Source organism: Pseudoalteromonas sp. HF66, from assembly GCF_011806445.1.
Classification (GTDB): Bacteria; Pseudomonadota; Gammaproteobacteria; order Enterobacterales; family Alteromonadaceae; genus Pseudoalteromonas; species Pseudoalteromonas apostichopi.
The window spans coordinates 38,169-64,816 of sequence record NZ_JAATOU010000012.1; the positions used below are offsets into that span (position 1 = coordinate 38,169).

A 26,648-nucleotide genomic window follows, 5' to 3' on the forward strand; every position below is an offset into this window, starting at 1 on the left:
ATATCGCTGCTTTTTTTATGCCAGTTTGCAAATAAATCGCTTTATCTGCAAACCGCTATATTATTGATTAACGACGTTTAGTTTGTTTAGCGCGTTGATTGTGCTTTTTAACCGCCTTACGAATTTGGTTAATTTTAGCACGCTTGTCTTTACGCTTTTCAGGAATAACCGACAGCTTAGTTTGCGTTTCGCGGCCTAGTTGTACTGTTTTACGTAAATAGTTTACCGTATCTAAATCAAGCTCAGCCCAACCACCTTGAGGTAAGCGCTTATCAAGCTCTAACTTACCGTAACGAATACGGATAAGACGCGATACTTCAACATCTTGTGATTGCCATAAACGACGTACTTCGCGGTTACGACCTTCAGTTAATGTGACATTGAACCAACGATTGATCCCCTCACCACCTATAGGTTTGATGTTCAAGAATTTTGCAGGGCCATCATCAAGTTCAACACCTTTTGTTAAAGTGCGCAGCGTATCATTAGTTACTTCGCCAAATACACGAGCAGAGTATTCACGCTCTACTTCGTAACTTGGGTGCATTAAACGATTTGCAAGTTCACCGTCATTGGTGAACAGCATTAAACCTGCGGTATTAATATCTAAACGACCTACCGCTATCCAGCGCTCGCCATCAACACGTGGTAAGCGATCAAATACCGTACGGCGGCCTTCCGGATCTTTACGTGTACATAACTCACCTTCTGGTTTGTTATACATAAGTACACGACAAATACGGTCAGCTTTGTCTTCAATTTTTACCACGTGACCGTCAACACGAATCACATCGGTTGTTTCTACACGGTCGCCTAAACGCGCCACTTTACCATTCACGCTCACGCGGTTGGCATCGATGTATTTTTCCATTTCACGACGTGAACCCACGCCTGCACGGGCTAATACTTTTTGTAACTTTTCAGTTTCTAAATTACTCATTCAGATAGTTCTCTCACAGAAGGATCGCTCAATAGCTGGTTGATTTTACTCTCCTGAAGTTCAGGTAATGGTGGTAATTCATCTAAACCAGCTAATGAAAAATAGTCTAAGAAAGCGGATGTTGTTGCATACAAAGCAGGGCGACCTGGCACTTCTTTGTGGCCCACAACCCTTACCCACTCTCTTTCTAATAAGGTTTTAATAATCCCTGAGCCAACGGTTACTCCCCGTACTTGTTCAATTTCACCACGGGTAATAGGTTGCCTGTAGGCAATCAAGGATAAAGTTTCTAATAGTGCTCTTGAGTATTTAGGTGCGCGCTCTTGCCATAAGTTTGCCAGCCAAGGTGCTAAACTCGCACAGGCCTGAAATCTATAACCGCTACCTACTGCAACAAGCTTGATACCTCTGGTTTGATAATGCGTTTGAATCTGTTCAATTGCATTATTAATGCGTGGCATAGATACGCTTAAATCAGCTAATACTGTTTCTTTTAAATGCCGTTTAGACACGGGTTTTCCAGCAACAAAAATCGCAGCTTCTATGATTTCGACTAACTGTTCATCACTGATACGTTTTGTGGCCATCGTTACTAAAGGTCATTTTAAATCACTAACGCTCTATTATGACAGAAGTCAGCCAAGGTTGGAAAAATTATTATAAAAAAGCCAGTGTAAAACACTGGCTTTGGGGGATATTTCAAAAATGAATAATGAAATTAGCTGTTTTTAACCATTTCAAGGGCATCATCTTCGGCAACATCGCTGCCATATTTGCTAATGTAGTTGATAAATTCAGTACGACTTACACGCTTATCTTTGTTGCTATCCATATAGCCAAAATGATTTGCGATGTCGTCGTCATCTGCTTCTTCAATTGATACATAACCATTTTTATCGTTATCTAACGATTTAAAGTCATTTTCGATGCGGTCAAATCTAGCGATTTCTGCTTTAAATGCTGATTCAGACACCTCGCTATCAGTTGCCACTTTACCTGTATTTAACTGCATATAAGTATTAAATTCAGTGCGGCTAATTTGCTCATCCATGTTGGTATCGATATTTGAAAAATGATCCCAAATTGCATCGTCATCAGCTTCTACTTTAGAGATATAACCGTCATTGTCATTATCTAGGCTACCAAAATCACTGTCGATTTTTGCTAAAGAGTTACTTGCAGAACATGCTGATAGGCTTAATGCTGCCAAAATTGTTGATGCTAGAGTTAACTTGTTCATAAGACATTTCCTTGTAGTCGATTAGATTCACTTCGACTATTACAAGTTGAATGCCAAAATGTCTTACTGACTAAAATCAAGCACTTACAAAACAGTTAAGCTAAGGTTAAGCCTATGATTTAGCAAGCTTTTCATAGCTTGCTGTAATTTTTTCATAAAAAAAGCGCTCATAAGAGCGCTTTTCCATATAGCCATAATATCGCTATTAGATAGCTGCGTTTTGGTAACGCTTAACGAAGTCTGTTACAGCTTCGCCATTACATTTTAAAGTATTTAAGTTACCAATTTTTTCACGCACAGGTGTTAAACCTTTTTTAAGTGCTGTGATACAAAGTTGAGTTTCTTTTTGCTCATTTTTAGCAAACACTTCAACAGCTGCTTTAGCTGCTTCTTGTGATTGTGCTTTTTTAGCAATGTCACGGATGTCAGTACCGTTACATAAAATGCTTTTTGAAAAACGTGACATTGAAATGCCATGCTTTGCTGCTTCTTTACGTGCAGCGGTAAACCCTTCGTTCGCACTTAAGCTACATAACTTTGATTCAATACGGTTATCAGCTGAAAAGTAGTGCGGGTTGCTTGCTAATGAGCCAAATGAGATACATGCAAGAGAAAGCATCACTAATTGTTTTTTCATGGTTTACCTTTAAATAGTACATAATATGAACGGATGGTTTGCGCGCATTATATAAACAAAAATAAGTAGATCAACTGAATTATTTATTTAATTTAATAATTAATAGTGAGTTAACAATGTTTTTAAATTAAGCAGCAATTGATCAACATTTACCCAATTTGATTTTCGTAATTAGCTCATGAATAAGCCCTAGTTTGATGATAGAATTGCGCTAAACACTGAAACAAAAATAATAGGTGCACCATGAAGGTAATCTCATTCAACATTAACGGCCTGCGCGCCCGTTTACACCAGTTGCAAGCCGTAATTGATAAACATCAACCAGATATTATTGGCTTACAAGAAATCAAAGTGCATGATGAGGCCTTCCCTCTCGAAGACGTGCAAAAAATGGGTTATCACGTTTATTTTCACGGTCAAAAAGCGCACTACGGCGTGGCTATGTTATGTAAGCAAGAACCAAAATCAGTCGTTAAAGGCTTTGCAACCGATACTGACGAGTCACAGCGCCGTATGATCAGTGTTACTGTGACACAAGAAAATGGCCGTGAATTAACGGTGATGAATGGCTATTTCCCGCAAGGCGATAATATTGCCCACGAAACCAAGTTCCCATATAAGCGTCAGTTCTACAAAGATTTAATGACCCATTTAGAAGATAACCACACGCCTGAGCAAGATGTTATCGTGATGGGCGACATTAATATTTCACCGACCGATCTCGACATTGGTATTGGTGAACCAAACCGTAAGCGCTGGTTAAAAACAGGTAAGTGTTCGTTCCAACCAGAAGAGCGTGAATGGCTAAGCACTTTATTAAACTGGGGCTTTAAAGATACATTCCGAGAGCTTTACCCAGAAAAAACCGAGCAATATTCGTGGTTTGATTACCGCTCAAAAGGTTTTGATGACAACCGCGGTTTACGTATTGATGTGATCTTAGCAACTCCAGCGCTTGCTAAACGTTGTGTTGAGTCTGGCATCGATTACGAATTACGTGGTATCGAAAAGCCATCTGATCATGCCCCTATTTGGTCAACTTTTAACGCATGATAGACACTATGCAATGGCAGCTCCCTTTGTGGAGCTGTGTGGCTTTAATACTTTGGCTGAGTTTCGATAAACAAAGCGCATCACAATTATTGGCAACACCAATAAGACAAGTTGGTGTACTCGCTTGTGCTTTAGTACTTGCAGTACTGTGGCGTATTAAAGCGGGGATATTGCCAGGCCTCGAATTGCATATTTTAGGGGTCACTGCAGTGACCCTGATTTTAGGTTGGCGACTGGCCATTTTTGCAAGCCTTCTTGCAAGTTTACTCTTGGTATTAGTCGCTCAGCTGCCAGTATCAATACTGCCAGTGCATTTATTGTTTACTGCTTTTTTACCAGTTACGTTAAGCTATTTGTGTTTTGTGCTTTGCTATAGCTATCTGCCAAGGCACTTTTTTATTTATATCTTTTTATGCGCGTTTTTAACCGCTGCTGTTATTGCCTGTATCAAAATACTTACCAGTGGTGTGTTTTATTACTTGCTTGGTGATTACAGTTTTATTGAAATTTCAGAAAACTATCTGATTCTTTGTGCCATAATTTGGTTTCCTGAAGCAATGCTCAATGGCATGGCTATTACCTTGATGATCACCTATCGCCCTCACTGGGTTAAAACCTTTTATGATAAGGACTATTTAGACTCATGAGTCTTCACTATCACTGCCCGCTTTGCAAACTTGAACTTACTCTAACCGACAAAACTTACCGTTGTGACAACAATCACAGTTTTGATATCGCCAAAGAGGGTTATGTCAATTTACTTCCCGTGCAAAATAAAAAGTCTAAACAACCAGGAGATAACCTTGAAATGGTGCAGGCTCGCCGCGCATTTTTAAGTGCCGGGCACTATTTGTTTTTACAGCAAGCTTTAGCAGATTTAGTGACATCACTCGAACCAACTTCAGTGATTGATTTAGGCTGTGGTGAAGGCTTTTACACTCAAGCAATAGCAACGCAATCGAGTGCCGATGTCTATGGTGTCGATATTTCGAAACCCGCGGTAAAATACGCTGCTAAGCGATATGAAAATGCGCATTTTAGCGTTGCCTCAATTAGCCAAGCCCCTTTTGCAGATGCCAAAGCGGATGTGCTTGTTAGTGTGTTTGCACCACTATTTGCACAAGAACTTGCCCGCCTTGCCAAACCACAAGCTAGCTTAATTGTTGCAAGCCCTGGCCCTTGGCACCTAAAAGAGTTAAAAGCATTTATTTATTCCGATGTTAAACCACATACAGAGATAGAACCACCAGCGGGTTTCAGCAAAGAGTCGACGAATTTACTAGAGCAACAGGTGTTGTTATCTGTCGATGAGATTAAACATTTAATTATGATGACGCCGTTTGCATGGAAGTTTCGCCCAGAGCATTGGCAGCAGATAGAGCAGCAAGGCCCACAAAAAATTACGTTATCGTTTTATGTGAGCCAGTTTATTCGGGATTAAAAATGCTCTTTAGTGAAGGCTTTGTCCATTTTTTCGAACATATCCTTTAACAGTTGAGCTAAATCTATATAGCGTGGTTTTTCAGTCGTTAATTGTGACTGATAACCATGCGCCTTCATTTTACTGTGCAATTCTGTATACCAACTTAGCATCGCTGGTTCTAATCTGGTTTGAGCACGTCTTCCTAACCACAACAAACCTTGCAGCGGAAGTGACAAAAAGAATAGCGCAATAGTGATAGCTTGGGGAAAATAATCACTGCCCAAGTAATTAACTTGCATGAATACGGTCAGCATTGCCAAAATTGGCATCACAGTAATTGCCAGATCAGTAGCTTTGATCACTCTAAATTCGGCAAACAATGGAGCGAGCTCTTGTCGCATCGGCCATTTTTTAGCGTACTGACGACCTGTTTGCACTTGTGACATGACACCTTTTTGCATCATCACTCCTAGGGTTTTCATCTCGTTTCACAACCGAGTGTAACACACTCCCGGATACAATCCCTGCAAAACCTGTCCTAGTTCTAATACCAAATTAATGGCAATGAGACTAACGTTTAAAGTCTAAATGAGATAAAATGTTATCGGCTTAAGTCAACTAGACTTTAGTGTAATTACAGCCTAGCTTTGTTAAGTGTAGCAACAAAATACTTATTTACTATACTGGCAAAGAATTCTAATTATCAAGCCTTAATACACACTGACTGATATCGTACTTTTAGGACCTAGCTATGCCGAAGCACCTTTGCTCACCACATCACGTTTTAGTACTAAACTGTGGTAGTTCGAGTTTAAAATTTGCCATTTTAGATGCCACCACTTCTGACGAAGTTATTTCAGGGTTAGCTGAACGCCTTGGATCAGATACGCCTTCAATAAAATATAAATATAATGGTGAAAAACAACTTATTGAACTTGCAAAAGGACAAGCCCATGATGCAGCAATTAATAAACTTGTTTACCTGGTCAAAAACTTAGGTCTTGAGGATAAGTTAGTTGCCGTGGGCCATAGGGTCGTACATGGTGGCGAACATTTTACCGAGTCAGTATTAATTGATAATGACGTATTAATAGAAATCGAGAAAACGGCAGCATTAGCGCCTTTACATAATCCAGCGAATTTATTAGGTATTCGCACCGCACAGCAAGCGTTCTCGACACTACCACAAATTGCGGTGTTTGATACTGCGTTTCATCAAACTATGCCAAAAATTGCCTACTTATATGCATTACCTTACTCGCTTTATAAAGAGCATGGTGTAAGACGTTATGGTTTCCATGGCACGAGCCATTATTATGTTGCCGGTGAAGCGGCGAAATTACTCGGCAAAGAACGCCAGCAAACTAATGTGATCAGTGCGCATTTAGGTAATGGTTGTTCTGTGTGCGCTATTAAAGATGGTAAGAGTGTTGATACCAGTATGGGGCTTACCCCACTGGAAGGCTTAGTCATGGGTACGCGCAGTGGTAGCATCGATCCTGGTTTATTCACCTTTTTGACTCAACAACTTAATTATTCAGTTCAAGAAATTGATGATTTGTTGAATAAACAAAGTGGTCTGTTAGGCATTAGTGAATTATCAAATGACTGTCGCACTATTGAAGAAGCGGCTGTTGAAGGCCACCCACAAGCAAACCTTGCTCTCGATATTTTCTGTTACCGCTTAGCAAAACAAATCGCTGCGTTCTTGGTGCCTCTGCAACGCCTTGATGCGCTTATTTTTACCGGTGGCATTGGTGAAAACTCAGACATCATTCGTGACAAAGTGATTTCACACTTAGGCTTTTTAGGCCTTGAGTGTGATGAAGCTGCTAACTTGGCTGCTCGCTTTGGTAAAGAAGGCCTAATTTCAAAAGGCCAAGCGCATGTTAAAGCGTTTGTGATCCCAACAAATGAAGAATGGGTTATTGCTAACGATGCAGCCCGCATTGCAAAGGAGGCTTAAGTAAATGGCACGTAGAATTATGTTGATCCCTATTTCAACTGGGGTTGGTTTAACATCTGTTTCTGTTGGTTTGGTACGTGCGCTAGAGCAAAAAGCGCTTAAAGTTAACTTTTTCAAACCCATTGCACAGCCACGCTCTGGCGATACAGGCCCAGAAAAGTCGACGCAAATTGTTACCCATGGCTCGCCAATTAATCCACCGACACCATTCGATTTGAGCTATGCAGAGCAAATGATTGGTGATGGTAAAGGCGACGACTTACTAGAAGAAATCGTAGAGCGCTTTGAAAGCACCATTAAAGAAGACGAAATCGCCATTATCGAAGGTATGGTGCCAACACGTCGTCAGCCTTATGCTGGACGCGTAAACCGTGAAATTGCGCAAACGCTAGGTGCTGATATTGTTTTTGTTTTAACGCCTAGTAACGATAGCAATGACCAAATTGAAGACCGTTTAGAAATCGCCTCTGGCAACTATGGCGGTGTTAATCACCCTCGCGTGTTAGGCTGTATTTTCAATAAAGTAAATGCGCCATTGGATGACGAAGGTCGTGCACGTGCAGATCTTGTTGAGGCCCATGAACCTGAACAACTCGAGAACGAATTAAACCGTTTAGCATCGCTGCCTATTTTCAGAAAGCACCCATTTAAGTTATTAGGCTCAATTCCTTGGGATTTTGACCTAGTAGCACCGCGTGTACGAGATTTATGTGAATACTTAAAAGCTGAAGTAATTAACGAAGGTGACATGGCTCACCGCCGTTTACGTCGCGTCACTTTCTGTGCCCGTACAGTGTCGAATATCTTAAGCCACTTTACCCCTGGAGCATTGCTGGTAACTCCTGGCGATCGCTCTGATGTATTAGTTGCAGCTTGTTTATCAGCCATGAATGGCACCAAGCTTGGGGCAATTTTATTAACTGGTGGTTTTAAACCTGAAGATCGCATTATGAAATTATGTGAACAAGCGATGGATACAGGTTTACCAATTATCGCAACAGAAGAAGATACATGGCGTACCTCACTGTTACTGCATAACTTCAATATGGAAGTGCCTTGTGATGATGATCAACGCATCGATAAAGTAAAAGATCACAACGCCAGCCATATTGACTCAGACTGGTTAGACAGCCTTGCACAAAGTGTTGGTCGTACTCGTAAAATGTCTCCTCCAGCATTTCGCTTCTTACTAACCGATAAAGCCCGTCAAGCGAATAAAACGGTTGTTTTACCAGAAGGTAATGAGCCACGTACTATTAAAGCTGCTGCTATTTGTGGTCAACGTGGTATTGCTAAAACAATCCTTCTTGGCGATAAAGAAGAGATTTTACGTATTGCTGAACAACAAGGTGTTGAGCTTAACGATAACGTAACCATTATTGAGCCAGCTGATGTAATCAACGATTACGTGGCGCCTATGGTAGAGATTCGTAAAAACAAAGGCTTAACAGAAGTGGTCGCACAAGAGCAATTACTAGATAACGTAGTACTTGGCACCATGATGCTTGAACAAGGTAAAGTAGACGGCTTGGTGTCAGGTGCTGTTAACACAACAGCTAACACGATTCGCCCACCGCTACAATTGATTAAAACAGCTCCGGGTTCATCGTTAGTATCATCGGTATTCTTTATGCTATTACCTGATCAAGTACTTGTTTACGGTGACTGCGCTATCAATCCAGATCCTACCGCTGAGCAATTAGCTGATATTGCTATTCAATCGGCTGATTCAGCTGCCGCATTTGGCATTGAACCTCGCGTTGCAATGATCAGCTACAGCACGGGTACGTCAGGCTCAGGCGCTGATGTAGAGAAAGTCCGTGAAGCCACTAAGCTTGCCCAGCAAAAGCGCCCAGACTTAGTGATTGATGGCCCGCTTCAATACGATGCAGCTATTATGGAAAATGTAGCAATTAAGAAAGCACCCGATAGCCCTGTGGCAGGTAAAGCAACTGTGTTTGTATTCCCAGACTTGAATACTGGTAATACAACTTACAAAGCAGTACAACGTAGTGCTGATTTAATTAGTATTGGCCCGATGCTTCAAGGTATGCGCAAGCCGGTAAATGACTTAAGTCGTGGTGCATTAGTAGACGATATTGTTTACACCATTGCCCTTACAGCGATTCAAGCTAAGCAAGTCGAAAGCATAGAAAATTAACCCTTCAAAATTTAGGCTAATTTATAAAACCTTTATAAATTAGCCTATTAGCTTCTTTATACTGACCTATTCCCATATTTATCCACAGATTCTGTGGACAACATTTAAAGACTGAGCTGAGTATTTCCTCAGCAATCAAAATTATTGCGCTTTATCTTAACTTTGTTTACCTATACTATAAATTCAAAGGCTTCAAAGATAGGATCGCAGATGTCAAAACAAACGTTACAACTTCATAGTGAAGAACTTACCATTCATAGTTTAGATGTCGATGCGACGATTGATCCTACCCTACTTCAACAAGCTATTTTCTTTATTGCTAAAACCGCTGATGAGTTGTCTATAGTGTGTCCAAGTAGTTTTGAGCTAGACAGTCTTGATCAAGAAACGGATTGGTTGGCACTTGAGGTGATTGGCCCTCTTGGTTTTTCACTAACAGGTATCATGGCAAATATTTCTGGAGTACTGGCAAAAGCGTCGATTTCGATTTTTGCTTTATCAACTTACGATACCGATTATGTACTGGTGAAGAAGCAAAGTATGGCCAAGGCAATTACAGCCCTGAAAAAAGACGGTTACCATGTGCTAGGTGATGTTAAATAAGCCATGACTAACGAAGTTCAATACTTACCCGAACGCAGCCTCAGAAAAGCGCGCTGCATGGCTATTAAAAGCCCATTTACTGGGCGTGTAAAAAGCATTAGCGAGCACCCAGAGCCATTTTTCCGCTTTGCGACACTTGGACCAAGTATTAGTGTTGAATTAACTAGTCACAACATCATCGCACCATTCGATGGCACCCTATTACAAGTTAAAAATGCCGGTAAAGAATACATTTTACAGGCAAAAAACGGTTTAAAAGTTTTATTAAACTTATCGTTTTCATCGGTTGAAGAACATATTAATCACACCAATATTGCAAAATTAAATGGCAGTAAAATTAGCCAGGGTGAACGGTTAGCCTATTTTGATTTACGCGAGCTGAGCAGCCCAATGCTCGGTACTCTTTGCGTACTCAATAGCCAACACCTTGGCCCTCTGTATTATTCACTATCTCAGGTCATTGCTGGGGTAGACACATTACTCACTGTAACTAAAAAGTAGAATTTATGACTATCATGTACGGTATCAGCAACTGCGATACAATTAAAAAAGCCAAGAAATATTTAACTGATAACAACCAAGAATTTACTTTCCATGATTACCGTAAAGACGGCATTAGTGCTGAGCTAGTTAATGAGTTTGCAGCACATATTGATTGGCAAGATTTAGTTAATAAACGCGGCACAACTTACCGCCAATTATCTGATGAGCAAAAACAAAACCTAGATAAAGAATCAGCATTAGCATTACTGGTTGAGCAACCTGCAATGATCAAGCGTCCGGTACTCGTGCATAACGGCCAGTACTACTTAGGTTTTAAAGCAGCTCAATACGATGAGATTTTTGCCTAATGACTCACCCTGTTATTGAACTTGCTCAAGCACTTATCCAGCGTGAATCAGTAACGCCTGAAGATGCCGGTTGCCAAGCGTTAATGAACGAACGTTTGGAAAAGCTAGGGTTTAATATAGAATCACTGTTTTTCACTGATACCTTAAATACTTGGGCTCGTAAGGGAGATGCGTCACCGCATTTTTGTTTTGCGGGTCACACCGATGTTGTACCAACTGGTCCCGAGAAAAATTGGCAGCACCCGCCCTTTTCGGCACTAGTAGAAGACGGCATGTTACATGGTCGCGGTGCAGCCGATATGAAAGGTTCTTTAGCTGCAATGGTGGTTGCCACCGAGCGTTTTGTGGCTAAGCACCCAGATCATAATGGATCTATTTCGTTTTTAATTACTTCAGATGAAGAAGGCCCGTTCATCAACGGCACAACCCGTGTTATCGATACCCTTGAAGCGCGTGGTGAGAAGATTGATTTATGCTTAGTCGGCGAGCCATCATCACGGGATGAACTTGGCGATGTGGTAAAAAATGGTCGACGTGGCTCATTAACTGGCTTTTTAACCATTAAAGGTGTGCAAGGCCATGTTGCTTATCCGCATCTTGCTCAAAATCCGATTCACTTAGCCGCCCCTGCGTTAACTGAGCTAAGTCAAACCGAGTGGGATCAAGGTAACGAATTTTTCCCTGCAACGAGCTTTCAGGTTTCGAATATTAACGGTGGTACCGGTGCCGGAAATGTGATCCCAGGTGAACTTGAGATTCAATTTAACTTCCGCTTTAGCACAAAAGTTACACACCAGCAGCTACAACAACGAGTCGTTGATATTGTTGAAAAACACAATCTGAATTATGAGTTAAATTGGATTGTAAATGGACTGCCGTTTTTAACCGACCACGGCCCGTTAGTTGATGCAACTGTGCATGCTATTAAGCAGGTGACTGGACGCGAAACAGCGCTTGAAACCACTGGTGGGACATCGGATGGTCGTTTTATCGCACAAACAGGTGCTAAAGTCATTGAACTTGGCCCGCGTAATGAAACCATTCATAAAGTAAACGAATGTGTTAGCACAGAGGATTTAATTCAACTTGCTGATATCTACGAAATCATTTTAGAGCAACTGCTTACATGAACCAAGCTGAGCTTAAACAATGCGCCACCGGGTCATGTAGCTCACATTTAGTTGAGCTACAACACCATCGCTTGCATCGTGATATTGTCGATGATTTTTTAGCTCTTCAGCAAGGTGCGAAAGAAGCGGGTATTGATCTAACAATTGCCTCAAGCTTTCGTGACTTTCAACGTCAAAGCGCTATTTGGAATGCAAAATTTCAGGGCCTTAGACCGGTTTATACCCTTGCACAAAAAACGGTAGACTTAGAAAGCTTGAGTGATATTGAAAAGTGCCACGCTATAATGCTTTACTCCGCACTACCTGGGGCAAGCAGACATCACTTTGGCACCGACCTCGACATCTACGATAACCGCCCTATTGACGATGATTATCAGCTGCAATTAACGCCAGATGAGTATTCGGCCACTGGGCCGTTTGCAAAGCTTGCTGCATGGCTTGATGATAACCTCGAAAAGTATGGTTTTTATCGCCCTTACCAAGAATATAAAGGGGGGGTTGCCCCTGAGCCTTGGCATATCAGTCATATCAATGCATCGCATAAGATGATGCAATATTTGTCAGTTGAAACATTACAGCAATGTATTGAACAAAGTGAACTTATTGGCAAGCAAGCGATACTAGCCGAACTAAACACCCTGTATGAACGCTACGTGTTAAATATTAATACGCCAAAGTCTAAAGGCTGCGCTTTTTAGTCGTTAAAAACACCAGTACAGCGCCAAGAATCAAGGCGCTGGCTGTGATTAAACGCGCTGTTAATTGCTCATCTAAAAATACCACCCCAGCTAACGTAGCAAGCACTGGAACCGTTAGCTGTACCACACCTGCTTGGCTACTTTTAAGCCTTGGTAGTGCAATATACCAAATGCTATAACCAAGGCCTGATGCTAAAGCTCCTGAAGCTATCGCCAAATAAACGCCTGTTGCGGTGATCCCCTGCCAATCGACAACGGCTAGAAAGACTAAAATTGGCACAAGTATTAAACTTCTTAGAAAATTAAAGCTGGTTGCTTGCAAAGGTGAGCTGCATGATTTTCCACGAATACTGTAAACACCCCACGCTACACCACTTAACGCCATGAGCATTGCTGGCATGAAAGAAGGCACCGTCGCTGAGGGCAGCATTAGGTAAATAAAACCCGCAAAAGCGACAAATAAAGCCCCCCACTGCACTTTACTGAGCGGCTCTTTATTTAAAACACTATGGCCTATCATGGTTAACTGCACTGCAGAAAATAAGATAAGTGCGCCTGTACCTGTATTTAAATCAACATAAGCAACTGAAAAGCACAGCGCGTAAACAAATAAACTAAGGGCACTGATATTGTTACCTTTATCGGATAAAGGTTTAGCCCTTTGCGATTTTAATTGCCTTAACTTTGCTTGCCATAACAGTAAGCCAAGCAACATAAATGCCCCACTTGCTAAGCGAATAGCAGTAAAGCTCAAAGGATCAATATCACCACTTTGTAATGCCATTCGACACAACAAAGAATTAGCTGCAAAAGCACTAAGTGCAATCAAGGTATACAGTATGGTGCTCAACAAATGCAGTGTCCTTTAACGTTACAAAACAGAAGACCAGAAAGTTGTCTATTAACTTACGATTTTTTACATAATTTATCATAGAAGGTTAAGCCGCGTATGCTAATCTGAGTACATTGTTTAAAAGGAGTGTTCAGTGCATCGACGTTTATTTATTGGAGCTGCTTTACTGTTATCTGGTTGCAGTACCATAGGTATTACTGATCTATTCCAAGATTATGCGACGCAGCTAAAACCTGTGCGCCAAGCTGTTTCTCAAAATAACATAGCAAGTGCTCAGCAACTTTTGCCGAGTAACAGCCGAGGCCATAGTAACTATTTATTGAATCAGCTTGAAACGGCCCGTCTTGAGTTTTTGGCTAAACAAAATTCCGAGGCCAATGAGACCTTTGAAGCTGTTTATCAAAATATGGAAAAAAAGCGTCAAGCAGCCAAAGTACAGCTAAGTGCAGGCCTTGAACAAACAAACTCATTATTGACCAATGATTCAGTGATTGGTTATGAGCCAGCAGCCTATGAAATGACTATGCTGCATAGCTACAAAGCACTGAGCTATGTATTTGATAAACAACTTGAATCTGCATTAGTTGAAGTTAGACGTGCTAATAAAGTGCAAGAAGATGCATTAAAAGACAACCAAGCTGTACTTGATGAACAAGCAGAAAAGGCAGCCGAAGGCTACCCTGATATGGCTGAGCTAATTGGTAATGTCAAAAATGGCTTTCAAAATGCCTTTACGTTTTATTTGTCTGGTCTACTTTATGAGGCAGATAAACAGTTTGATGATGCCTATATCGACTATAAGAAAGCACTCGAAATAAATAGCGAAAATAGCTACTTACAGCAAACAGTGTTACGCCTTGCCAAAAAGCAAGGGTTTGATCAGGATTTTGAAGAATTTAGCAAACGCTTTGGCAAGCTAAAGCAAACTCAAGCAAACACAGGCCAAGTAATTGTAATTGCAGAGCAAGGGTTAATACCAGCAAGGCAAGAGTTTCATTTACGATTACCCATTTATACCTCCCGGGGTGATGCACGCTTTTACAGTATTGCCATGCCTGTTTATCGCGATGCGCCTTATGCGGGCAGTGATAAAACAGTGAGTCTCGATGGCGAAAACTTACCGCTGACACCCATTGTTAGGCTTGAAGCGCTGGCAGCAAAAACTTTAAAAGATCAAAGTGCTGGCAGAATAACCCGCCAGGTTATGCGTTTGGTTGCGAAAGAAAAGATGCGTGCAGAATTGGCAAGAAGCGGCGGCGATGTCGGTAATATTTTAGCGAATATTTATAACATTGCATCAGAGCAAGCTGATACGCGAAGCTGGTCGACTTTACCAAGTCAACTGAGTATTGCTCAGCACGCGATGCCAGCAGGTCAGCACGCTTTAAGCGTGCCAGGGCATGGCGAAATAGACTTTACGGTTAGTAAGCAAAGGTTAACCTTGATTTTTCTAACCTCTATAAATAACTACTACGACACACATGTTGTACAACTCTAGGAGCAATGATGAAATATTTAGTGCCACTATTAACCATTTTACTTGTTGCGGCTTGCTCCTCACGCCCTACCACTTCTGGCATTGGTGTTGAGCAGGCATCACAACAGTATAACCAACAACTGATTGTTAATAACCCTGAACTTGGCAAGAAATTAGCCATTACAGATGTAAAAACACGTCAAACAAATGGCTTAACTGATGTTGTTGTGACACTGGCAAGCCAGTATAAAAAGTCTCAATACTTACAATATCAATTTACTTGGTATGACGCTGATGGCTTTGTTATTCGCGGCAACCATTCGCCTTGGCAACCTATCACTTTATTTGGATTTGCTAAAACCCAGTTACCGGGCCTAGCCCCGACAGCAAATGCTGTCACCTTCTCGCTTGCAGTGCGTGAAGTGTCAACAGAAGCACAAGAATTTGAAGATTAAGGATACTACAATGAAATTACTTTCTGTTAAGTCGGCTGCGGCCGTTGCAATGACAAGCGCTTTATTGCTGTCTGGTTGTGCAAATAAAGCCGTTGTTAGCTATGGTGATGCACAAGCTGTTGAAACTACTGATATAAATTTTGGCTCAACGGATCTACAAAAAGTAGCAAGCCAGATGACAGACTCATTACTTGCTTCACCTGTGGTTGGCACCATGACAGCAAATACTCGCCCTATCGTGTTTGTTGAGCGTATTAAAAACAAAACGAGCGAGCATATTGATACTGAATCAATTACTGATTCAATCTCAACACAGTTATTACGCAGTGGTAAGTTCCGCTTTGTTGATATGACCCGTGTTGAAGCTGTGCGTGAGCAACTTAATTTCCAAAACGTCGATCCACTTGTTGACCCAAATACAGCGATTGCTTTTGGCCAGCAAGTTGGTGCGCAATATATGTTATACGGCAACTTATCGAGCATTGTTAAATCAAATGCTGACAAGGCTGATGTTTATTACAAATTCACAATGCGTTTAATGGATTTAAAAAGCGGTCTAGTTGAATGGGCTGATGAAACTGAAATCCGTAAAACTCGTGAGAAATCAACTTTTGGCTGGTAGCCAGGAGGGTATATGAAATACCTAATTACTATCCTAGCAAGCTGTTTATTACTGAGCTCGCCTAGTTATGCTGATTATCAGCGTAACAAAGCAGTACCAGTACAACAGGTGTTGTTTGGCTCTGTACAATCCGTACGAACCATTACCGAACAAGAGCTAGTCAGAGATAAAACAAACGGCTGGGAAACGTTTGGTGGTGCGCTTATTGGCGGCGTTATCGGTAACCAGTTCGGTGGCGGCAGTGGCCGAACTGTAGCAACCATTTTAGGTTCGATGATTGGTGGCTCTGTTGCTCACAACCGTCAACAAAACAGTCGCGTTATACAATATCAGCTCGTTGAATTGATGATCAAAGTAGAAAGCGGCGAGCAGTTCATGGTTGTGCAAGACAAAGATAACCAAATGCTGTTTAACCAAGGTGATAAAGTACGCCTGGTGTACCTCACCGATAACACGGTACGTGTTGATAAAGCGTATTAAAAAAGCGAGCCTCGGCTCGCTTTTTTTAGCTTTGTCGATAATCAGCGAAGAATCGCTGCATCTTACTCATGGCTTCTGTTAAATCATCTTTGTTTGGTAAAAACACCAATCTGAAATGATCAGGATCAGGCCAATTAAATGCGCGACCATGCACTAATAAGATTTTCTCAGCTTTGAGTAAATCTAAAATCATGCGTTCATCATTTTTGATATTAAAGTGTGCTGTATCCACTTTCGCAAATGCATATAGCGCCCCTTTAGGCTTTTTACAGCTAATACCATCAATGGCATTTAAACCACGCCATGCAATATCTCGCTGAACGTACAGCCGACCACCTGGGTTAATAAGATTATCAATCGATTGCACACCACCTAACGCTTGCTGAATAGCGTATTGTGCAGGTACGTTAGCACATAATCGCATAGACGCCAGCATATCTAGGCCACGACTTAAGTCGTCCATCATGCTAGTACGACCGCTTAACACCATCCAACCCATTCGCAAACCCGCAGCGCGGTACGTTTTGGCTAAGCCATTAAAAGTGATGATTGGCACATCATCACACAATGCACCAATAGAGCTGTGTGTGACACCGTCGTACAAGATTTTCTCGTAAATTTCATCGCTCAATAGCAAAAGCTTGTGTTCACGAGCAATATTGATAAGTTCCATCAAAAGATCATCACTATACACCGCACCGGTGGGGTTATTAGGGTTAATAAGCACCAGTGCTTTGGTCTTTGAAGTGATCTTCGATTTTATATCAGCAATATCAGGGAACCAATCTTGTTCTTCATCACATAGATAATGCACAGGGTTACCCCCTGCTAATTTAACCGATGCTGTCCACAGCGGATAATCCGGTGCGGGAATAAGCACTTCGTCGTCATTATCAAGTAATGCTTGGGTGGTCATTTGAATTAATTCGCTGACCCCATTGCCGATATAAATATTATCGACATCAAGATTAAATAAACCGCGTTGCTGATAGTGTTGATAGACAGCCACACGGGCTGAGTAGAGGCCTTTAGAGTCACAGTAGCCTTGGGCTGAATATAAGTTACGAATGATATCTTTGTGCATATCTTCAGGCATATCAAAGCCAAAGGCAGCCGGGTTGCCAATGTTTAGCTTTAATACTTTTTGCCCTTCATCTTCCATTTTTCGAGCTTGTGCAAGCACAGGCCCACGTATGTCATAACAGACACCGTCTAGTTTGTGACTCTTTTTGATTTGTGACATGGTTACCTCTACTAATTAGCCTTAAGACTAACCTAGTACGGGGCCACCACGCCAGAGGATTTTTGCGGTTATAACTGAAATAAATTCAAGTTTTTAGCGATTAGCAAACCAAGCTTGTAGTTTTTCTACAGAACCTGATACTTGAACATCTAAACTCTGTGAGTTTTGCTCTGCAGTTGCTAGATCATTTTGATTAAGTGCTTGTTCGATTGACTGCGCAAGTTTAGACAGGCTCGCAGCACCAAATTGGGCTGCATTTGATTTTAAACTGTGTGCATGTCGTGCTGCAGCTTCGTTATCTGAACCAAGATTTGCAAGTACCTCAGAGCCTAAACGCTGAAATTCACTACAACAAAAGGTCAAGGTGTCGGCAAATTGGTCACCTAAAAGTGATTCCATCCCTTCAAGTGCACTCTCATCGATTGTGATTGTCGTCATCTTTATCCCTTAATCAAAAACGTAATTATATAAATCGCAACTTTAGCCGTTCATAGCTAAAAAGCAAACCTGCTTTGCGAGTTAAGCTCATGTATACTAGGCATAGTTTTGATTTACACCTGAGTTCGTATGGCTAGAGAATTGTGCTCACATTGTGGCTTTTCAGTTAAAACCTGTTTATGTGATTCAATAAGCATAATCAATAATAAACTAAAAATCATTATATTACGCCACCCTAATGAGGAAAAAATTACTAAAAACACCGCTAATTTACTGAATTTAGGCTTAGAGAATTGCCAAATCATCGCAGGCGAGTCAGAACGGGACTTTTTGCAGCTTGCAACATTACCAAAGGCAACAACAGCGGTACTCTACCCTGCGGATGACGCATTAAATTTAGACGAGCACACTGCCACTACAGATGCTTTCAAACAGTCTTTGACCCATTTAATCGTGATTGATGGCACATGGAAAAAAGCCTACAAAATGCTGCAATTAACCCCAAGCCTCCACGCATTTGAGGCTGTGAGTTTTAAACAGGTACCACAAAACAAATACGTCATTCGCAAAGCGCCACGAGCAGATAGTTTATCAACTTTAGAAGCTGTGGCTCATAGCCTTAAATTAATTGAAGGCATTGATGTAACGCCACTATATAGATTATTAGCTGCGCTGGTCGATAAGCAAACTCAGCATATGCCAGCTAATGTTAAGGCGCGCTATCTATAATGCGAGTATCAAAACGACTTAGTGCGGGTTTTCATCGTCAGGGACCCGATTATCGCTTTGATGATCAGGTCGATTTTGACGATATTCGCGATACATTTGGCTTTCGTACAATGGTGGTTGGCAATTGGGTTAACAAACAAGAACGTTTATTAGCGGCAAATTTAATTTACGATGCCTTAGCTGATCTTGCGCAAATACTGACTTTACCACCAACGGCAATTGGTCTTAGGGGGAAGCTTAATTTTGCCTTTGGTCATGGCGGCCAAAAAGGTGTGCAGGCTCATTATAATGCCAATAGTCAAACCCTTGCTCTGGCTAAAAATGCCGGTGGTGGCGCACTCGCCCATGAATGGTTTCATGCTTTTGACCACCATATTTGTCAGCATTTGTTTAGCGATAGAAAGAGTATGCAATTTTGCTCAGCGCTATGGCTCGAACGGTCACCAGATTTAAGTCATCCACTTAATCAGCGCTTAAATGAGTTTTATCATCAGGTATTTTTAGACAACTCAGGTGCGAACCCAAATGAGTTTGTGAAGCAATCTATCGCTTTTGATCAGCAGGTTAAGCAACTTTATATGAGTATGCCTGAAGAACTCGCGGCCCGCTGTTTTGAACAGTGTATTGACAGGCACCCTGATATAAAAAATAGCTTTTTGGTAAGTGGTTTATCAACAAGTGGCTTAATTTACCCAGATGAGCAACATACCATGCGCTGTTTTGCAGCGCTACTTAATTACTTTAATCAATTAGGTTCGCTGTTGCATCAAGACTAATTTCAACTTTCTGCACCTCGTTTATCCAATCTAAATAATCATCTGCACAGAGCGGCTTTGAAAAATAGTACCCCTGCCCAAACTGGCAGCCATAACTTTGCAACATAGCCAGACTTTGCTCATCTTCGATACCCTCAGCTACAACATGCGCCCCTAAAGTAGTGGCTATATCACAGGTTGCCCTACAGATACTTTGATCATTAACCGAAAACGGCAAATTCAATACAAACTGCTTATCTATTTTTACTTCATCAAAGCCAAGCTGACTTAAATAAGCAAGTGAAGAATAACCTGTACCAAAATCATCAATCGCGAGCTTTAATCCGATTAAACGGTAGTCATCCAGTGTTGCTTTAATCTTTTTACTTTCTTCCAAAGTTGCTGATTCTGTAAGCTCTAACATCACTGAGTCAGCCGATACTTTTTGCTCATTTAAAATGGTGATTAAAAGCACCGGTAAGTCTTTATTTAATAGATCTTTTGCTGATATGTTAATGGAAATAACGTGATCGGGTATCAGTTTGCAAAACTTCGCTTGCCACTCAATACCTCTTTCAACAACCCATTCAGTCAACTGATTGATCACCCCTGCTGACTCTGCTATCGGAATAAACACATCAGGGCTTACTGCGCCAAATACTGGATGCTGCCAACGCAGTAATGCTTCACAACCCACTACTTTGCCTGTTTTCAGACATATCTGCGGCTGAAAATGCAAGCTAAGTTGGTTTTCATCAATTGCAATTTTAAGAGCCGCAGCAATAGATAACCTTTGCTCTGAAAGACGCGCACTTTCAGAGTCGAACATACGCCAACGCTCACCTTGTAAACGCTTTTCCGACATCGCTTGTATAGCACATTGAAAAATTTGCTTCGCAGTATTGCCATGCATAGGGTAATACGCAACACCAATATCAACACTGTCGACTAAATTAATCTCTTCATGAGTTAGTCCTTCTTCAAACACGCCATGGATCAAACATGCAAACTGCTCTATGTGACTTAGCTCAAGCTCTCCCATTACTAAACAGCCAAACGTACTGTCATCAACATGAGCGAGCCATGCACTTCTGCTGGCTTGAATTTCGAGTTTCAATGCATTCATACTCTGCAGCTGACTATTTAAAATACTTAATCTTTCATTGATACAAATATTGGCTTGTTCAAAGCCAAAAGTAGAACGTGCATTTGAAAGTACATGAGCCTTAAATAATAAAACTGAAAAGTGTTGTTTCTGCGATACTTTTTTTACAATTTGCGCGATCAAAAATTGTTTATTTGGCAGTCTAGTATCTACATCATGCAGCATCGAATAACTAAATGCTGAAATTTGTTGGCGATCTTTTAACAACAGCACAGAACAAATCGCCAATGAAGTAATAAGCAAAATGGTATTATGAACGTCATGATAACCAATGCCAAAGCCATTCCAGATGAATAAACTAAATACTTGAATAACGATGGTTAAAAGCATAAAAACACGCAGATGAGTACGGTTGTTAATACGCTTAATCAAACTGTAAAAGATTGCTGCAACAAAGCCCAAAAAGCCCAAACAGCTGACTATAAATAGCCACTGACGATTAAATTGAGGCAATATTGATGAGAGCAAGGCCGCAATCAACAAACAAGCCATCATTGTTTGCCAAGCTTTTTTAAACTTAGCTGTGTAAGTATGAATCGCTAAAAAGTGATATAAAAAATAGCTAACAAAGCACAATGCAAGCTCATTAACAGGCCATTTAGCTTCCCAATCTAAGCCGTCAACCAGGTAGCTAATCAGGCCGTTATCAATCAAGAAACCAATACAAACCAGTACAAAGTAAGCACTTAAGACCATATATTTTGGTTGCTTCGATACAAAGAAGTACATTGCGCTTACTAAGATACATAAAATGAGTACACCTAAAATAGCACCGTAACCTAAAATTGTTTGGTGTAAGTTGGCTTCAAATACTTTTGCAGCAACAACTCCCACCTCAATGGTCAACGCCCTATCATGCACAAAATTAACCAATGCCCAGCGATGCCCTTGGCCATGCTCAATCAACCAATGAGGGCGAACATTCGATAAGCTTTCTAGTGAAGCAAGCCGCTGATTATTAGTAGCCTGAAAATTTTCATCTAAAAGATAAAATTTAGCCCATGTTAAGTTTGGCTCGCCGAGAAAAACAACATAGTTTTTGTTCTTGGGTAATTGATATAAATCGATGATCAGCCAATGAGATGTTTTTGCTGCAAGGCGAATCGAGCTTGTTTCTAACGCATTTAATTTTTTTGCGTTTTGTAACGATGCTTCGAGGGATTGGCTCAGTTTGGCAAGTGGCTGCTCTGAATTAAGCAACCATACAGGCAAATCTTCATTAGCAGCAGAAACAATGCCGCTGTGTAGCAATACACAACACCATAATATGAGCAGCTTTGTAATTATCCGACTGACTTGCTTGCCAATAAAGTGCATTTTAGCTCCGTGCTTTAAACACCAGCTAAAAGTATGGGGGTGATAAGCTTAAATTGCCAATTATAGTTAACTAAATTAGGTAAAAAGTTTGGCAACAAAATATTATGTGGCACTCAAGCCACATAATATACGATTATTTATTATCATCACTGATACGACTTGCTACGGCCGAATTTTGATCTTTATATTTCGCGTCTTTACGGGTGTTATATGGATTTTCTGCAGGGCTTGTCATGGTTTCAAAGCTCATAGCACCAATTTTCATCATCGGACGAAGTGCTAACGGCAATTTGCCTGAGTTATAAAACTCTAAGACAATATTTCCAGACCAACCTGGATCAATACGATGAGCGGTTACGTGTACCATTAAGCCTAAGCGAGCTAATGATGAACGTCCATCTAACCAACCAACAATATCAGCGGGCAAAGTCACTTTTTCATAAGTGATAGCCAAAGCTAACTCGCCAGGATGAAGGAAGAAAGCTTCTTCTTCTGCAAGCACAATTTCATCACTCATGATTGATTCCATCGCCTTGTTTAGCTGATCTTTTGGACCACTTAAGTCAACATAAGCTGCGGTATGATCTTGAAAGACTCGAAATTTATTGCCCAAACGTAAGTCCACAGTCACACCTGAAATCATTTCTTTACTCGGTGTTGGCTCAATAACAATGCGGCCTTCGTCAATATACTGCTGAATATGGGTGTCTGATAATCTCATTAATTATTCTACCTAAAACAACTTAAACATCTGATTTTAAGCTGAAAAAACACGCTAAGCTTTAAACTAAACACAGCAAAAGTCGCGTGTGTATTAGTAAAGCCAAATGGGGTGGATATAGTGTGACATATATTACACAAATCAACAGCGTGTTGCGCGAATAATTCTCAACAAAATAAGATAAGCCATCTCAGCTAATAACATCAGCTATTTCCGATTTATCTGAACTGCTGAGGTTTGTTTTAATTCCCCGATTACAGGGAGAATGAGGATAAGTTGTTATGGATTACGTTATTTTATCCGTAGTAACATTGCCAGCATGCGTTGTCGCAATTTTAATCGCCAAACATTACGCTAAAAAGCACGATTTATGGTATGGCTTTCTCGTTTTTGTAGGTTCACTACTATTAACTAGCTGGTCGGTGGCTGGCTTAGTTGCTAACGAAACTTTCTTTTTTCCGCTACCTTCATTGCTCAGTATTGCCTTTTACTTCTACTGTTTTGGTGAAACCGATATTGTGTTTATGCCAAATTTTTTAATTAATCCTGGCATTGCTATTTTTTGCTATTTTTCTGGTTACTTTTTTTATCGTAATAAACTCTTTTAAAGCCCTGCTATTTTAAATCGATTAGCTTATCTCCATTAGTTTAATAAAAATAAAAGCCGCTCATTGAGCGGCTTTGGTTCTATCAGGGATCATATATTAAAAGCTATAACGGGCACCAATTGTGTAACGAGGTCCGTATTGACGAGCAAATAAGAATTGCTCTTCGTAACGACCGTAGCCACGCTCAGTTTCGTTGTTAAGATTTATACCTTCAAAGAAAACGGTCATGTTTTCGTTAATGTCATAGTTAACGCTTAAGTCCCATTGACCGTAAGTGTCGCCAAACTGTGGCGGCGCATCAGATGAACCTTGTGACTGACCCACACCAATCAAGTACGAATCACGCCATGCGTAAGTTACTTTAACTGACAAGCCATCTTTATCATAAAAGGCTTGGAAGTTAGCTGAATCGCTCAAACCTGATAACGGAGCTTGTTGGGTCAAACTATCAACATCAAATTCAACATCACCATCTACAAATGTGGCATTCACACCTAAACCGAAGCCACTTTCACCAAATAAGTGTTGAACAGCAAGTTCAAAGCCATCGACTGATTTGCTGTCGGTATTTTGTGGCTGAGAAATGTTCCATACCATGAGGGGGTCTGAGCTCGTCGGTTCAATAGCGCCATCCGCATTGCCATAACCAAGCGCTAACATTTCATTGAAAATAGCATCACTCGTAGCCTGCTCTCCGCGCGCTTCAACTGACGCTACAGCCTCTTGGTAACGAGGACCATTTAAGATGTCATGTAAACCATCAATCGTTGTTTCAGTAATTTGTGTTTGAATAAAGTTATCAACGTCTTTTTTGAAGTAGCCAAGCGATGCATAGCTACCTTCGCCGTAGTAATATTCAAGCGATAAGTCTAAGTTAGTTGATTCAAAAGGTAAAAGACTAGTGTTACCTTGGCCACCAGTGCGTGAACCCGGTTTAGGACTACCTGATAAGCTTCGGCCACCAGCAAGGTTACCAAGCGGTGCACGGGCCATGGTTTTACCCCATGAAACACGCCCCACAAGCTCGTCTGTGATCTCAACTTTTACATCGATATTAGGTAACCAGATATCGTAATTACCTTCTTCTTGATAAAAATTATCTGTGCCACCAGTTTCGTACTGCATAATCCATTCAGATGCACTCACCCAGTTCACTTGGCTTTCAACGCGTTGGCGAACCGTACTGGTTACATCCGTTTCTTCATAACGAAGACCTGCGTTAATCTGAACGAAGTAATTAGCTACATCAAATTCCCACAAGCTGTTCACATAAAAACTTTGCGTTTTCTCTTCTACATAGCTTTCGCTGTCGATACCATCAAAGAATGGGTCAATTGAATATTGATTATCACCCAATAAATCTTCATTTAAAAAAGCAAGCTGACGAGCTAACGCCTCTTCAAAGCTATAGGTGTAATAGTAATTTGGCTCAAGGGCACTACCACCACCAGCGAACTGGTCAAGCATGTCACCAGTTTCGTTATAAGTGAACATGCCGTCAGGGAGAATTTCGGTAAATGATGGATTAAAACCCGGACCGCCTCTTAAGCCACTCCAGGCCGTGAAACCACCCATGGTTTGCTTGGTATTTGCCGCCCCAAATTTTACTTTAACTAATGGAATTTCGAAGCTTTCATTAAACCAAGTTGTATGAAGCTGGGCTTGCTCAACCTTAGACTCACCTGGCGAATAACTAAACTGGCTGAAGTTTGAATCAATTTCACTTGGGTCAAGTACTGTTGTGCCGTTGTTCCAGTTAACGTATGCGTGCGGAATTTCACCTGTGCGGTAGTCATATACTTTGCTCTTTAACTGGTCAGAACCAAGGATAATTTGACCGTCTGAGCCTAAACCGTCATCTGCACCATTATCTGTTTCGTTTTTCGAATCATGATAATCGAACTCAACTTCCCACTGATCGTTAATTTGCCACTCTAGGTTTAAACCGATTGAACGCGCTTTAACTTCTGTAGTAACACGGCTTGCAGTAAATGAGCCGTCGTTTCCACTGATATCGGCATAAAGTGCAGTACCATTTTCATCAAGCTCATAGCCATTAATGTTACCACCGAACTCATTCCAGATACCCCAACCTACGGTATTCACACCAGTAATAGCACGGCTTGCTGTGTAATCAACTGTTGCAGTAAAGCTTTCAACTGGCGAGTACTGTAAAGTTACTTGGCCATTAGTACGCTCACGTTCAACATCAGCAATACTGTAGTTCATGTCTTTCGGGAAGAAATGATTACCGACACGGTTGCCTTCGCTATCTAATGGACGCGGGTCAATGTACTCTCCTTCATCAAGAGTTGGTAAATCAACATTAGCTTGCCAACCTTGAATATTGGCACTTTGCTGTTGAAAGTCACGTTCTTGATGTGAGAAAGATGCCGCAAAACCAAATGTATCATCAGCATAGGTATTGCTGTACATCGCTGAAAATTCTGGCGTTACATCATCACCTTTTTCATTTGACGAGTCATGAATAGCTTTAATAGACGAGCTAAACTTTTCGCCTGGGCTATTTAATGGGCGAGTTGTAATAATATTTACAGTAGCGCCTAGACCACCACTTGGTACATCAGCTTGACCTGATTTTGCTACTTCAAGTGCACTTACACCATCAGCGGCAATATTCTCAAGGGCGTATGAACGCGTATAACCCGTGCCTGGCATTTGGCGACCATTAAGCATTACTAGGTTAAACTCAGGGCCAAAACCACGTACCGTAATTTCGCTACCTTCGCCGTTTGAACGACTCACCGATACACCGGTAATACGCTGTAATGATTCAGCTAAGTTAGTATCTGGGAATTTACCCATCTCTTCTGCTGAAATCGCATCAACAACACCTGTTGCATCACGTTTCATATCCATGGCGCGGATCATACTGCCACGAATACCTTTAATTTCGATAACTTCAATATCGTTATCAGCTTTCTCTTGCTCATCCTGTGCATAAGCCGACATAGTGCCTAGCCCTGCGGTTAAAATCATCGCAACTGACGCTGCAAGAGGTGTTTTAATAAATTTTGTGCTTTTCATGATTTACCTGCTTTTGCAATATGTTGTCATGGATA

28 protein-coding genes are annotated in these 26,648 nt (G+C 41.1%); 17 read left to right on the top strand and 11 right to left on the bottom strand.

Annotation, left to right across the window (positions count from 1 at the left end):
- Positions 1–67 precede the first annotated feature (67 nt).
- From rluB to HCZ11_RS12855, 4 genes are all read right to left on the bottom strand, one after another.
- Positions 68–940: a 23S rRNA pseudouridine(2605) synthase RluB gene (gene rluB, locus HCZ11_RS12840; RefSeq protein WP_167658595.1), complete on the bottom strand. Its 873-nt coding sequence runs from the start codon at positions 938–940 to the stop codon at positions 68–70.
- Positions 937–1,527, bottom strand: coding sequence for an SMC-Scp complex subunit ScpB (scpB, locus tag HCZ11_RS12845; protein WP_130051724.1), 591 nt, complete (start codon positions 1,525–1,527; stop codon positions 937–939). The genes rluB and scpB overlap by 4 nt, the downstream gene beginning before the upstream one ends.
- Positions 1,528–1,658: 131 nt before the next feature.
- On the bottom strand, positions 1,659–2,180 hold the full coding sequence (locus tag HCZ11_RS12850) for an EF-hand domain-containing protein (protein WP_130051725.1): 522 nt from the start codon (positions 2,178–2,180) through the stop codon (positions 1,659–1,661).
- A gap of 205 nt (positions 2,181–2,385) precedes the next feature.
- Positions 2,386–2,817 carry an exonuclease III gene (locus HCZ11_RS12855; RefSeq protein ID WP_167658596.1) on the bottom strand — a complete coding sequence of 144 codons (432 nt, stop codon included), beginning with the start codon at positions 2,815–2,817 and terminating at the stop codon, positions 2,386–2,388.
- 243 nt (positions 2,818–3,060) lie between these two features.
- Between HCZ11_RS12855 and xthA the strand changes: the two genes are divergently transcribed.
- From xthA to HCZ11_RS12870, 3 genes are read left to right on the top strand one after another with little or no spacing between them, the layout of a single operon-like run.
- Positions 3,061–3,870 carry an exodeoxyribonuclease III gene (gene xthA, locus HCZ11_RS12860; protein WP_167658597.1) on the top strand — a complete coding sequence of 270 codons (810 nt, stop codon included), beginning with the start codon at positions 3,061–3,063 and terminating at the stop codon, positions 3,868–3,870.
- The gene (locus HCZ11_RS12865; RefSeq protein ID WP_167658598.1) at positions 3,867–4,517 is read left to right on the top strand and encodes an energy-coupling factor ABC transporter permease; all 651 of its coding nucleotides are present in this window, start codon (positions 3,867–3,869) and stop codon (positions 4,515–4,517) included. The genes xthA and HCZ11_RS12865 overlap by 4 nt, the downstream gene beginning before the upstream one ends.
- Positions 4,514–5,311 (top strand): putative RNA methyltransferase, encoded by a 798-nt coding sequence (locus HCZ11_RS12870; protein ID WP_130051729.1) that lies wholly within the window; start codon positions 4,514–4,516, stop codon positions 5,309–5,311. Before HCZ11_RS12865 ends, HCZ11_RS12870 begins: the two co-directional genes overlap by 4 nt.
- On the opposite strand, the gene yfbV is transcribed toward HCZ11_RS12870, so the two are convergent.
- Positions 5,308–5,754: a terminus macrodomain insulation protein YfbV gene (gene yfbV / locus HCZ11_RS12875; protein WP_130052297.1), complete on the bottom strand. Its 447-nt coding sequence runs from the start codon at positions 5,752–5,754 to the stop codon at positions 5,308–5,310. The genes HCZ11_RS12870 and yfbV overlap by 4 nt on opposite strands.
- A gap of 290 nt (positions 5,755–6,044) precedes the next feature.
- Here yfbV and HCZ11_RS12880 point away from each other — a divergent pair, with 290 nt between their 5' ends.
- The 7 genes from HCZ11_RS12880 (at position 6,045) to HCZ11_RS12910 (ending at position 12,702) form a co-directional block, all read left to right on the top strand.
- Positions 6,045–7,259, top strand: a complete 1,215-nt coding sequence (locus HCZ11_RS12880) for an acetate kinase (protein WP_130051730.1) — start codon at positions 6,045–6,047, stop codon at positions 7,257–7,259.
- Positions 7,260–7,263: 4 nt separating this feature from the next.
- Entirely contained in the window at positions 7,264–9,420 is a 2,157-nt protein-coding gene (gene pta, locus HCZ11_RS12885) for a phosphate acetyltransferase (protein ID WP_130051731.1), read from the top strand.
- Between the two features lie 210 nt (positions 9,421–9,630).
- A complete protein-coding gene (locus HCZ11_RS12890; protein ID WP_130051732.1) occupies positions 9,631–10,023 on the top strand; it encodes an ACT domain-containing protein in 393 nt (130 codons plus the stop codon).
- 57 nt (positions 10,024–10,080) lie between these two features.
- A complete protein-coding gene (locus HCZ11_RS12895; RefSeq protein WP_233786733.1) occupies positions 10,081–10,524 on the top strand; it encodes a PTS glucose transporter subunit IIA in 444 nt (147 codons plus the stop codon).
- Positions 10,525–10,529: 5 nt separating this feature from the next.
- Complete coding sequence (locus HCZ11_RS12900) at positions 10,530–10,874, top strand: ArsC family reductase (protein WP_130051734.1); 345 nt, start codon at positions 10,530–10,532, stop codon at positions 10,872–10,874.
- Positions 10,874–12,004 carry a succinyl-diaminopimelate desuccinylase gene (gene dapE / locus HCZ11_RS12905; protein ID WP_167658599.1) on the top strand — a complete coding sequence of 377 codons (1,131 nt, stop codon included), beginning with the start codon at positions 10,874–10,876 and terminating at the stop codon, positions 12,002–12,004. The genes HCZ11_RS12900 and dapE overlap by 1 nt, the downstream gene beginning before the upstream one ends.
- The gene (locus HCZ11_RS12910) at positions 12,001–12,702 is read left to right on the top strand and encodes a M15 family metallopeptidase (RefSeq protein WP_167658600.1); all 702 of its coding nucleotides are present in this window, start codon (positions 12,001–12,003) and stop codon (positions 12,700–12,702) included. The genes dapE and HCZ11_RS12910 overlap by 4 nt, the downstream gene beginning before the upstream one ends.
- On the opposite strand, the gene HCZ11_RS12915 is transcribed toward HCZ11_RS12910, so the two are convergent.
- Positions 12,683–13,552, bottom strand: a complete 870-nt coding sequence (locus HCZ11_RS12915) for a DMT family transporter (RefSeq protein WP_167658601.1) — start codon at positions 13,550–13,552, stop codon at positions 12,683–12,685. The two genes, HCZ11_RS12910 and HCZ11_RS12915, sit on opposite strands and share 20 nt — an antisense overlap.
- A 136-nt stretch (positions 13,553–13,688) precedes the next feature.
- Here HCZ11_RS12915 and HCZ11_RS12920 point away from each other — a divergent pair, with 136 nt between their 5' ends.
- From HCZ11_RS12920 to HCZ11_RS12935, 4 genes are read left to right on the top strand one after another with little or no spacing between them, the layout of a single operon-like run.
- Entirely contained in the window at positions 13,689–15,053 is a 1,365-nt protein-coding gene (locus tag HCZ11_RS12920) for an adenine DNA methylase (protein ID WP_167658602.1), read from the top strand.
- Between the two features lie 8 nt (positions 15,054–15,061).
- A complete protein-coding gene (locus HCZ11_RS12925) occupies positions 15,062–15,487 on the top strand; it encodes a YcfL family protein (protein WP_054552954.1) in 426 nt (141 codons plus the stop codon).
- A gap of 10 nt (positions 15,488–15,497) precedes the next feature.
- On the top strand, positions 15,498–16,109 hold the full coding sequence (gene lpoB / locus HCZ11_RS12930; protein ID WP_054552953.1) for a penicillin-binding protein activator LpoB: 612 nt from the start codon (positions 15,498–15,500) through the stop codon (positions 16,107–16,109).
- Positions 16,110–16,121: 12 nt separating this feature from the next.
- Positions 16,122–16,589 (top strand): glycine zipper 2TM domain-containing protein, encoded by a 468-nt coding sequence (locus tag HCZ11_RS12935; protein ID WP_130051739.1) that lies wholly within the window; start codon positions 16,122–16,124, stop codon positions 16,587–16,589.
- Between the two features lie 25 nt (positions 16,590–16,614).
- On the opposite strand, the gene HCZ11_RS12940 is transcribed toward HCZ11_RS12935, so the two are convergent.
- Together HCZ11_RS12940 and HCZ11_RS12945 are read right to left on the bottom strand one after the other, a co-directional pair.
- The gene (locus HCZ11_RS12940) at positions 16,615–17,832 is read right to left on the bottom strand and encodes a pyridoxal phosphate-dependent aminotransferase (RefSeq protein ID WP_130051740.1); all 1,218 of its coding nucleotides are present in this window, start codon (positions 17,830–17,832) and stop codon (positions 16,615–16,617) included.
- Positions 17,833–17,925: 93 nt separating this feature from the next.
- Positions 17,926–18,270, bottom strand: coding sequence for an Hpt domain-containing protein (locus HCZ11_RS12945; RefSeq protein WP_130051741.1), 345 nt, complete (start codon positions 18,268–18,270; stop codon positions 17,926–17,928).
- 129 nt (positions 18,271–18,399) lie between these two features.
- Here HCZ11_RS12945 and HCZ11_RS12950 point away from each other — a divergent pair, with 129 nt between their 5' ends.
- Positions 18,400–18,999, top strand: coding sequence for a tRNA-uridine aminocarboxypropyltransferase (locus HCZ11_RS12950; RefSeq protein WP_167658603.1), 600 nt, complete (start codon positions 18,400–18,402; stop codon positions 18,997–18,999).
- Positions 18,999–19,775, top strand: coding sequence for a CLCA_X family protein (locus HCZ11_RS12955; RefSeq protein ID WP_167658604.1), 777 nt, complete (start codon positions 18,999–19,001; stop codon positions 19,773–19,775). Before HCZ11_RS12950 ends, HCZ11_RS12955 begins: the two co-directional genes overlap by 1 nt.
- Here HCZ11_RS12955 and HCZ11_RS12960 read toward each other — a convergent pair.
- Together HCZ11_RS12960 and dcd are read right to left on the bottom strand one after the other, a co-directional pair.
- A complete protein-coding gene (locus HCZ11_RS12960) occupies positions 19,741–22,236 on the bottom strand; it encodes an EAL domain-containing protein (protein ID WP_167658605.1) in 2,496 nt (831 codons plus the stop codon). The genes HCZ11_RS12955 and HCZ11_RS12960 overlap by 35 nt on opposite strands.
- A 133-nt stretch (positions 22,237–22,369) precedes the next feature.
- Positions 22,370–22,957: a dCTP deaminase gene (dcd, locus tag HCZ11_RS12965; protein WP_130051745.1), complete on the bottom strand. Its 588-nt coding sequence runs from the start codon at positions 22,955–22,957 to the stop codon at positions 22,370–22,372.
- Positions 22,958–23,238: 281 nt separating this feature from the next.
- Between dcd and HCZ11_RS12970 the strand changes: the two genes are divergently transcribed.
- Positions 23,239–23,565 carry a hypothetical protein gene (locus tag HCZ11_RS12970; RefSeq protein ID WP_167658606.1) on the top strand — a complete coding sequence of 109 codons (327 nt, stop codon included), beginning with the start codon at positions 23,239–23,241 and terminating at the stop codon, positions 23,563–23,565.
- Positions 23,566–23,661: 96 nt separating this feature from the next.
- Here the strand turns inward: HCZ11_RS12970 and HCZ11_RS12975 are convergent, their stop codons facing one another.
- The gene (locus HCZ11_RS12975; RefSeq protein WP_130051747.1) at positions 23,662–26,613 is read right to left on the bottom strand and encodes a TonB-dependent receptor; all 2,952 of its coding nucleotides are present in this window, start codon (positions 26,611–26,613) and stop codon (positions 23,662–23,664) included.
- Positions 26,614–26,648: the final 35 nt, after the last annotated feature.

Bases quoted from the DNA above. Each gene is read 5' to 3' on its own strand.
- rluB (WP_167658595.1), bottom strand. From the start codon at position 940: ATGAGTAATTTAGAAACTGAAAAGTTACAAAAAGTATTAGCCCGTGCA.
- scpB (WP_130051724.1), bottom strand. From the start codon at position 1,527: ATGGCCACAAAACGTATCAGTGATGAACAGTTAGTCGAAATCATAGAA.
- HCZ11_RS12850 (WP_130051725.1), bottom strand. From the start codon at position 2,180: ATGAACAAGTTAACTCTAGCATCAACAATTTTGGCAGCATTAAGCCTA.
- HCZ11_RS12855 (WP_167658596.1), bottom strand. From the start codon at position 2,817: ATGAAAAAACAATTAGTGATGCTTTCTCTTGCATGTATCTCATTTGGC.
- xthA (WP_167658597.1), top strand. From the start codon at position 3,061: ATGAAGGTAATCTCATTCAACATTAACGGCCTGCGCGCCCGTTTACAC.
- HCZ11_RS12865 (WP_167658598.1), top strand. From the start codon at position 3,867: ATGATAGACACTATGCAATGGCAGCTCCCTTTGTGGAGCTGTGTGGCT.
- HCZ11_RS12870 (WP_130051729.1), top strand. From the start codon at position 4,514: ATGAGTCTTCACTATCACTGCCCGCTTTGCAAACTTGAACTTACTCTA.
- yfbV (WP_130052297.1), bottom strand. From the start codon at position 5,754: ATGCAAAAAGGTGTCATGTCACAAGTGCAAACAGGTCGTCAGTACGCT.
- HCZ11_RS12880 (WP_130051730.1), top strand. From the start codon at position 6,045: ATGCCGAAGCACCTTTGCTCACCACATCACGTTTTAGTACTAAACTGT.
- pta (WP_130051731.1), top strand. From the start codon at position 7,264: ATGGCACGTAGAATTATGTTGATCCCTATTTCAACTGGGGTTGGTTTA.
- HCZ11_RS12890 (WP_130051732.1), top strand. From the start codon at position 9,631: ATGTCAAAACAAACGTTACAACTTCATAGTGAAGAACTTACCATTCAT.
- HCZ11_RS12895 (WP_233786733.1), top strand. From the start codon at position 10,081: ATGGCTATTAAAAGCCCATTTACTGGGCGTGTAAAAAGCATTAGCGAG.
- HCZ11_RS12900 (WP_130051734.1), top strand. From the start codon at position 10,530: ATGACTATCATGTACGGTATCAGCAACTGCGATACAATTAAAAAAGCC.
- dapE (WP_167658599.1), top strand. From the start codon at position 10,874: ATGACTCACCCTGTTATTGAACTTGCTCAAGCACTTATCCAGCGTGAA.
- HCZ11_RS12910 (WP_167658600.1), top strand. From the start codon at position 12,001: ATGAACCAAGCTGAGCTTAAACAATGCGCCACCGGGTCATGTAGCTCA.
- HCZ11_RS12925 (WP_054552954.1), top strand. From the start codon at position 15,062: ATGAAATATTTAGTGCCACTATTAACCATTTTACTTGTTGCGGCTTGC.
- lpoB (WP_054552953.1), top strand. From the start codon at position 15,498: ATGAAATTACTTTCTGTTAAGTCGGCTGCGGCCGTTGCAATGACAAGC.
- HCZ11_RS12935 (WP_130051739.1), top strand. From the start codon at position 16,122: ATGAAATACCTAATTACTATCCTAGCAAGCTGTTTATTACTGAGCTCG.
- HCZ11_RS12940 (WP_130051740.1), bottom strand. From the start codon at position 17,832: ATGTCACAAATCAAAAAGAGTCACAAACTAGACGGTGTCTGTTATGAC.
- HCZ11_RS12945 (WP_130051741.1), bottom strand. From the start codon at position 18,270: ATGACGACAATCACAATCGATGAGAGTGCACTTGAAGGGATGGAATCA.
- HCZ11_RS12950 (WP_167658603.1), top strand. From the start codon at position 18,400: ATGGCTAGAGAATTGTGCTCACATTGTGGCTTTTCAGTTAAAACCTGT.
- HCZ11_RS12955 (WP_167658604.1), top strand. From the start codon at position 18,999: ATGCGAGTATCAAAACGACTTAGTGCGGGTTTTCATCGTCAGGGACCC.
- HCZ11_RS12960 (WP_167658605.1), bottom strand. From the start codon at position 22,236: ATGCACTTTATTGGCAAGCAAGTCAGTCGGATAATTACAAAGCTGCTC.
- dcd (WP_130051745.1), bottom strand. From the start codon at position 22,957: ATGAGATTATCAGACACCCATATTCAGCAGTATATTGACGAAGGCCGC.
- HCZ11_RS12970 (WP_167658606.1), top strand. From the start codon at position 23,239: ATGGATTACGTTATTTTATCCGTAGTAACATTGCCAGCATGCGTTGTC.
- HCZ11_RS12975 (WP_130051747.1), bottom strand. From the start codon at position 26,613: ATGAAAAGCACAAAATTTATTAAAACACCTCTTGCAGCGTCAGTTGCG.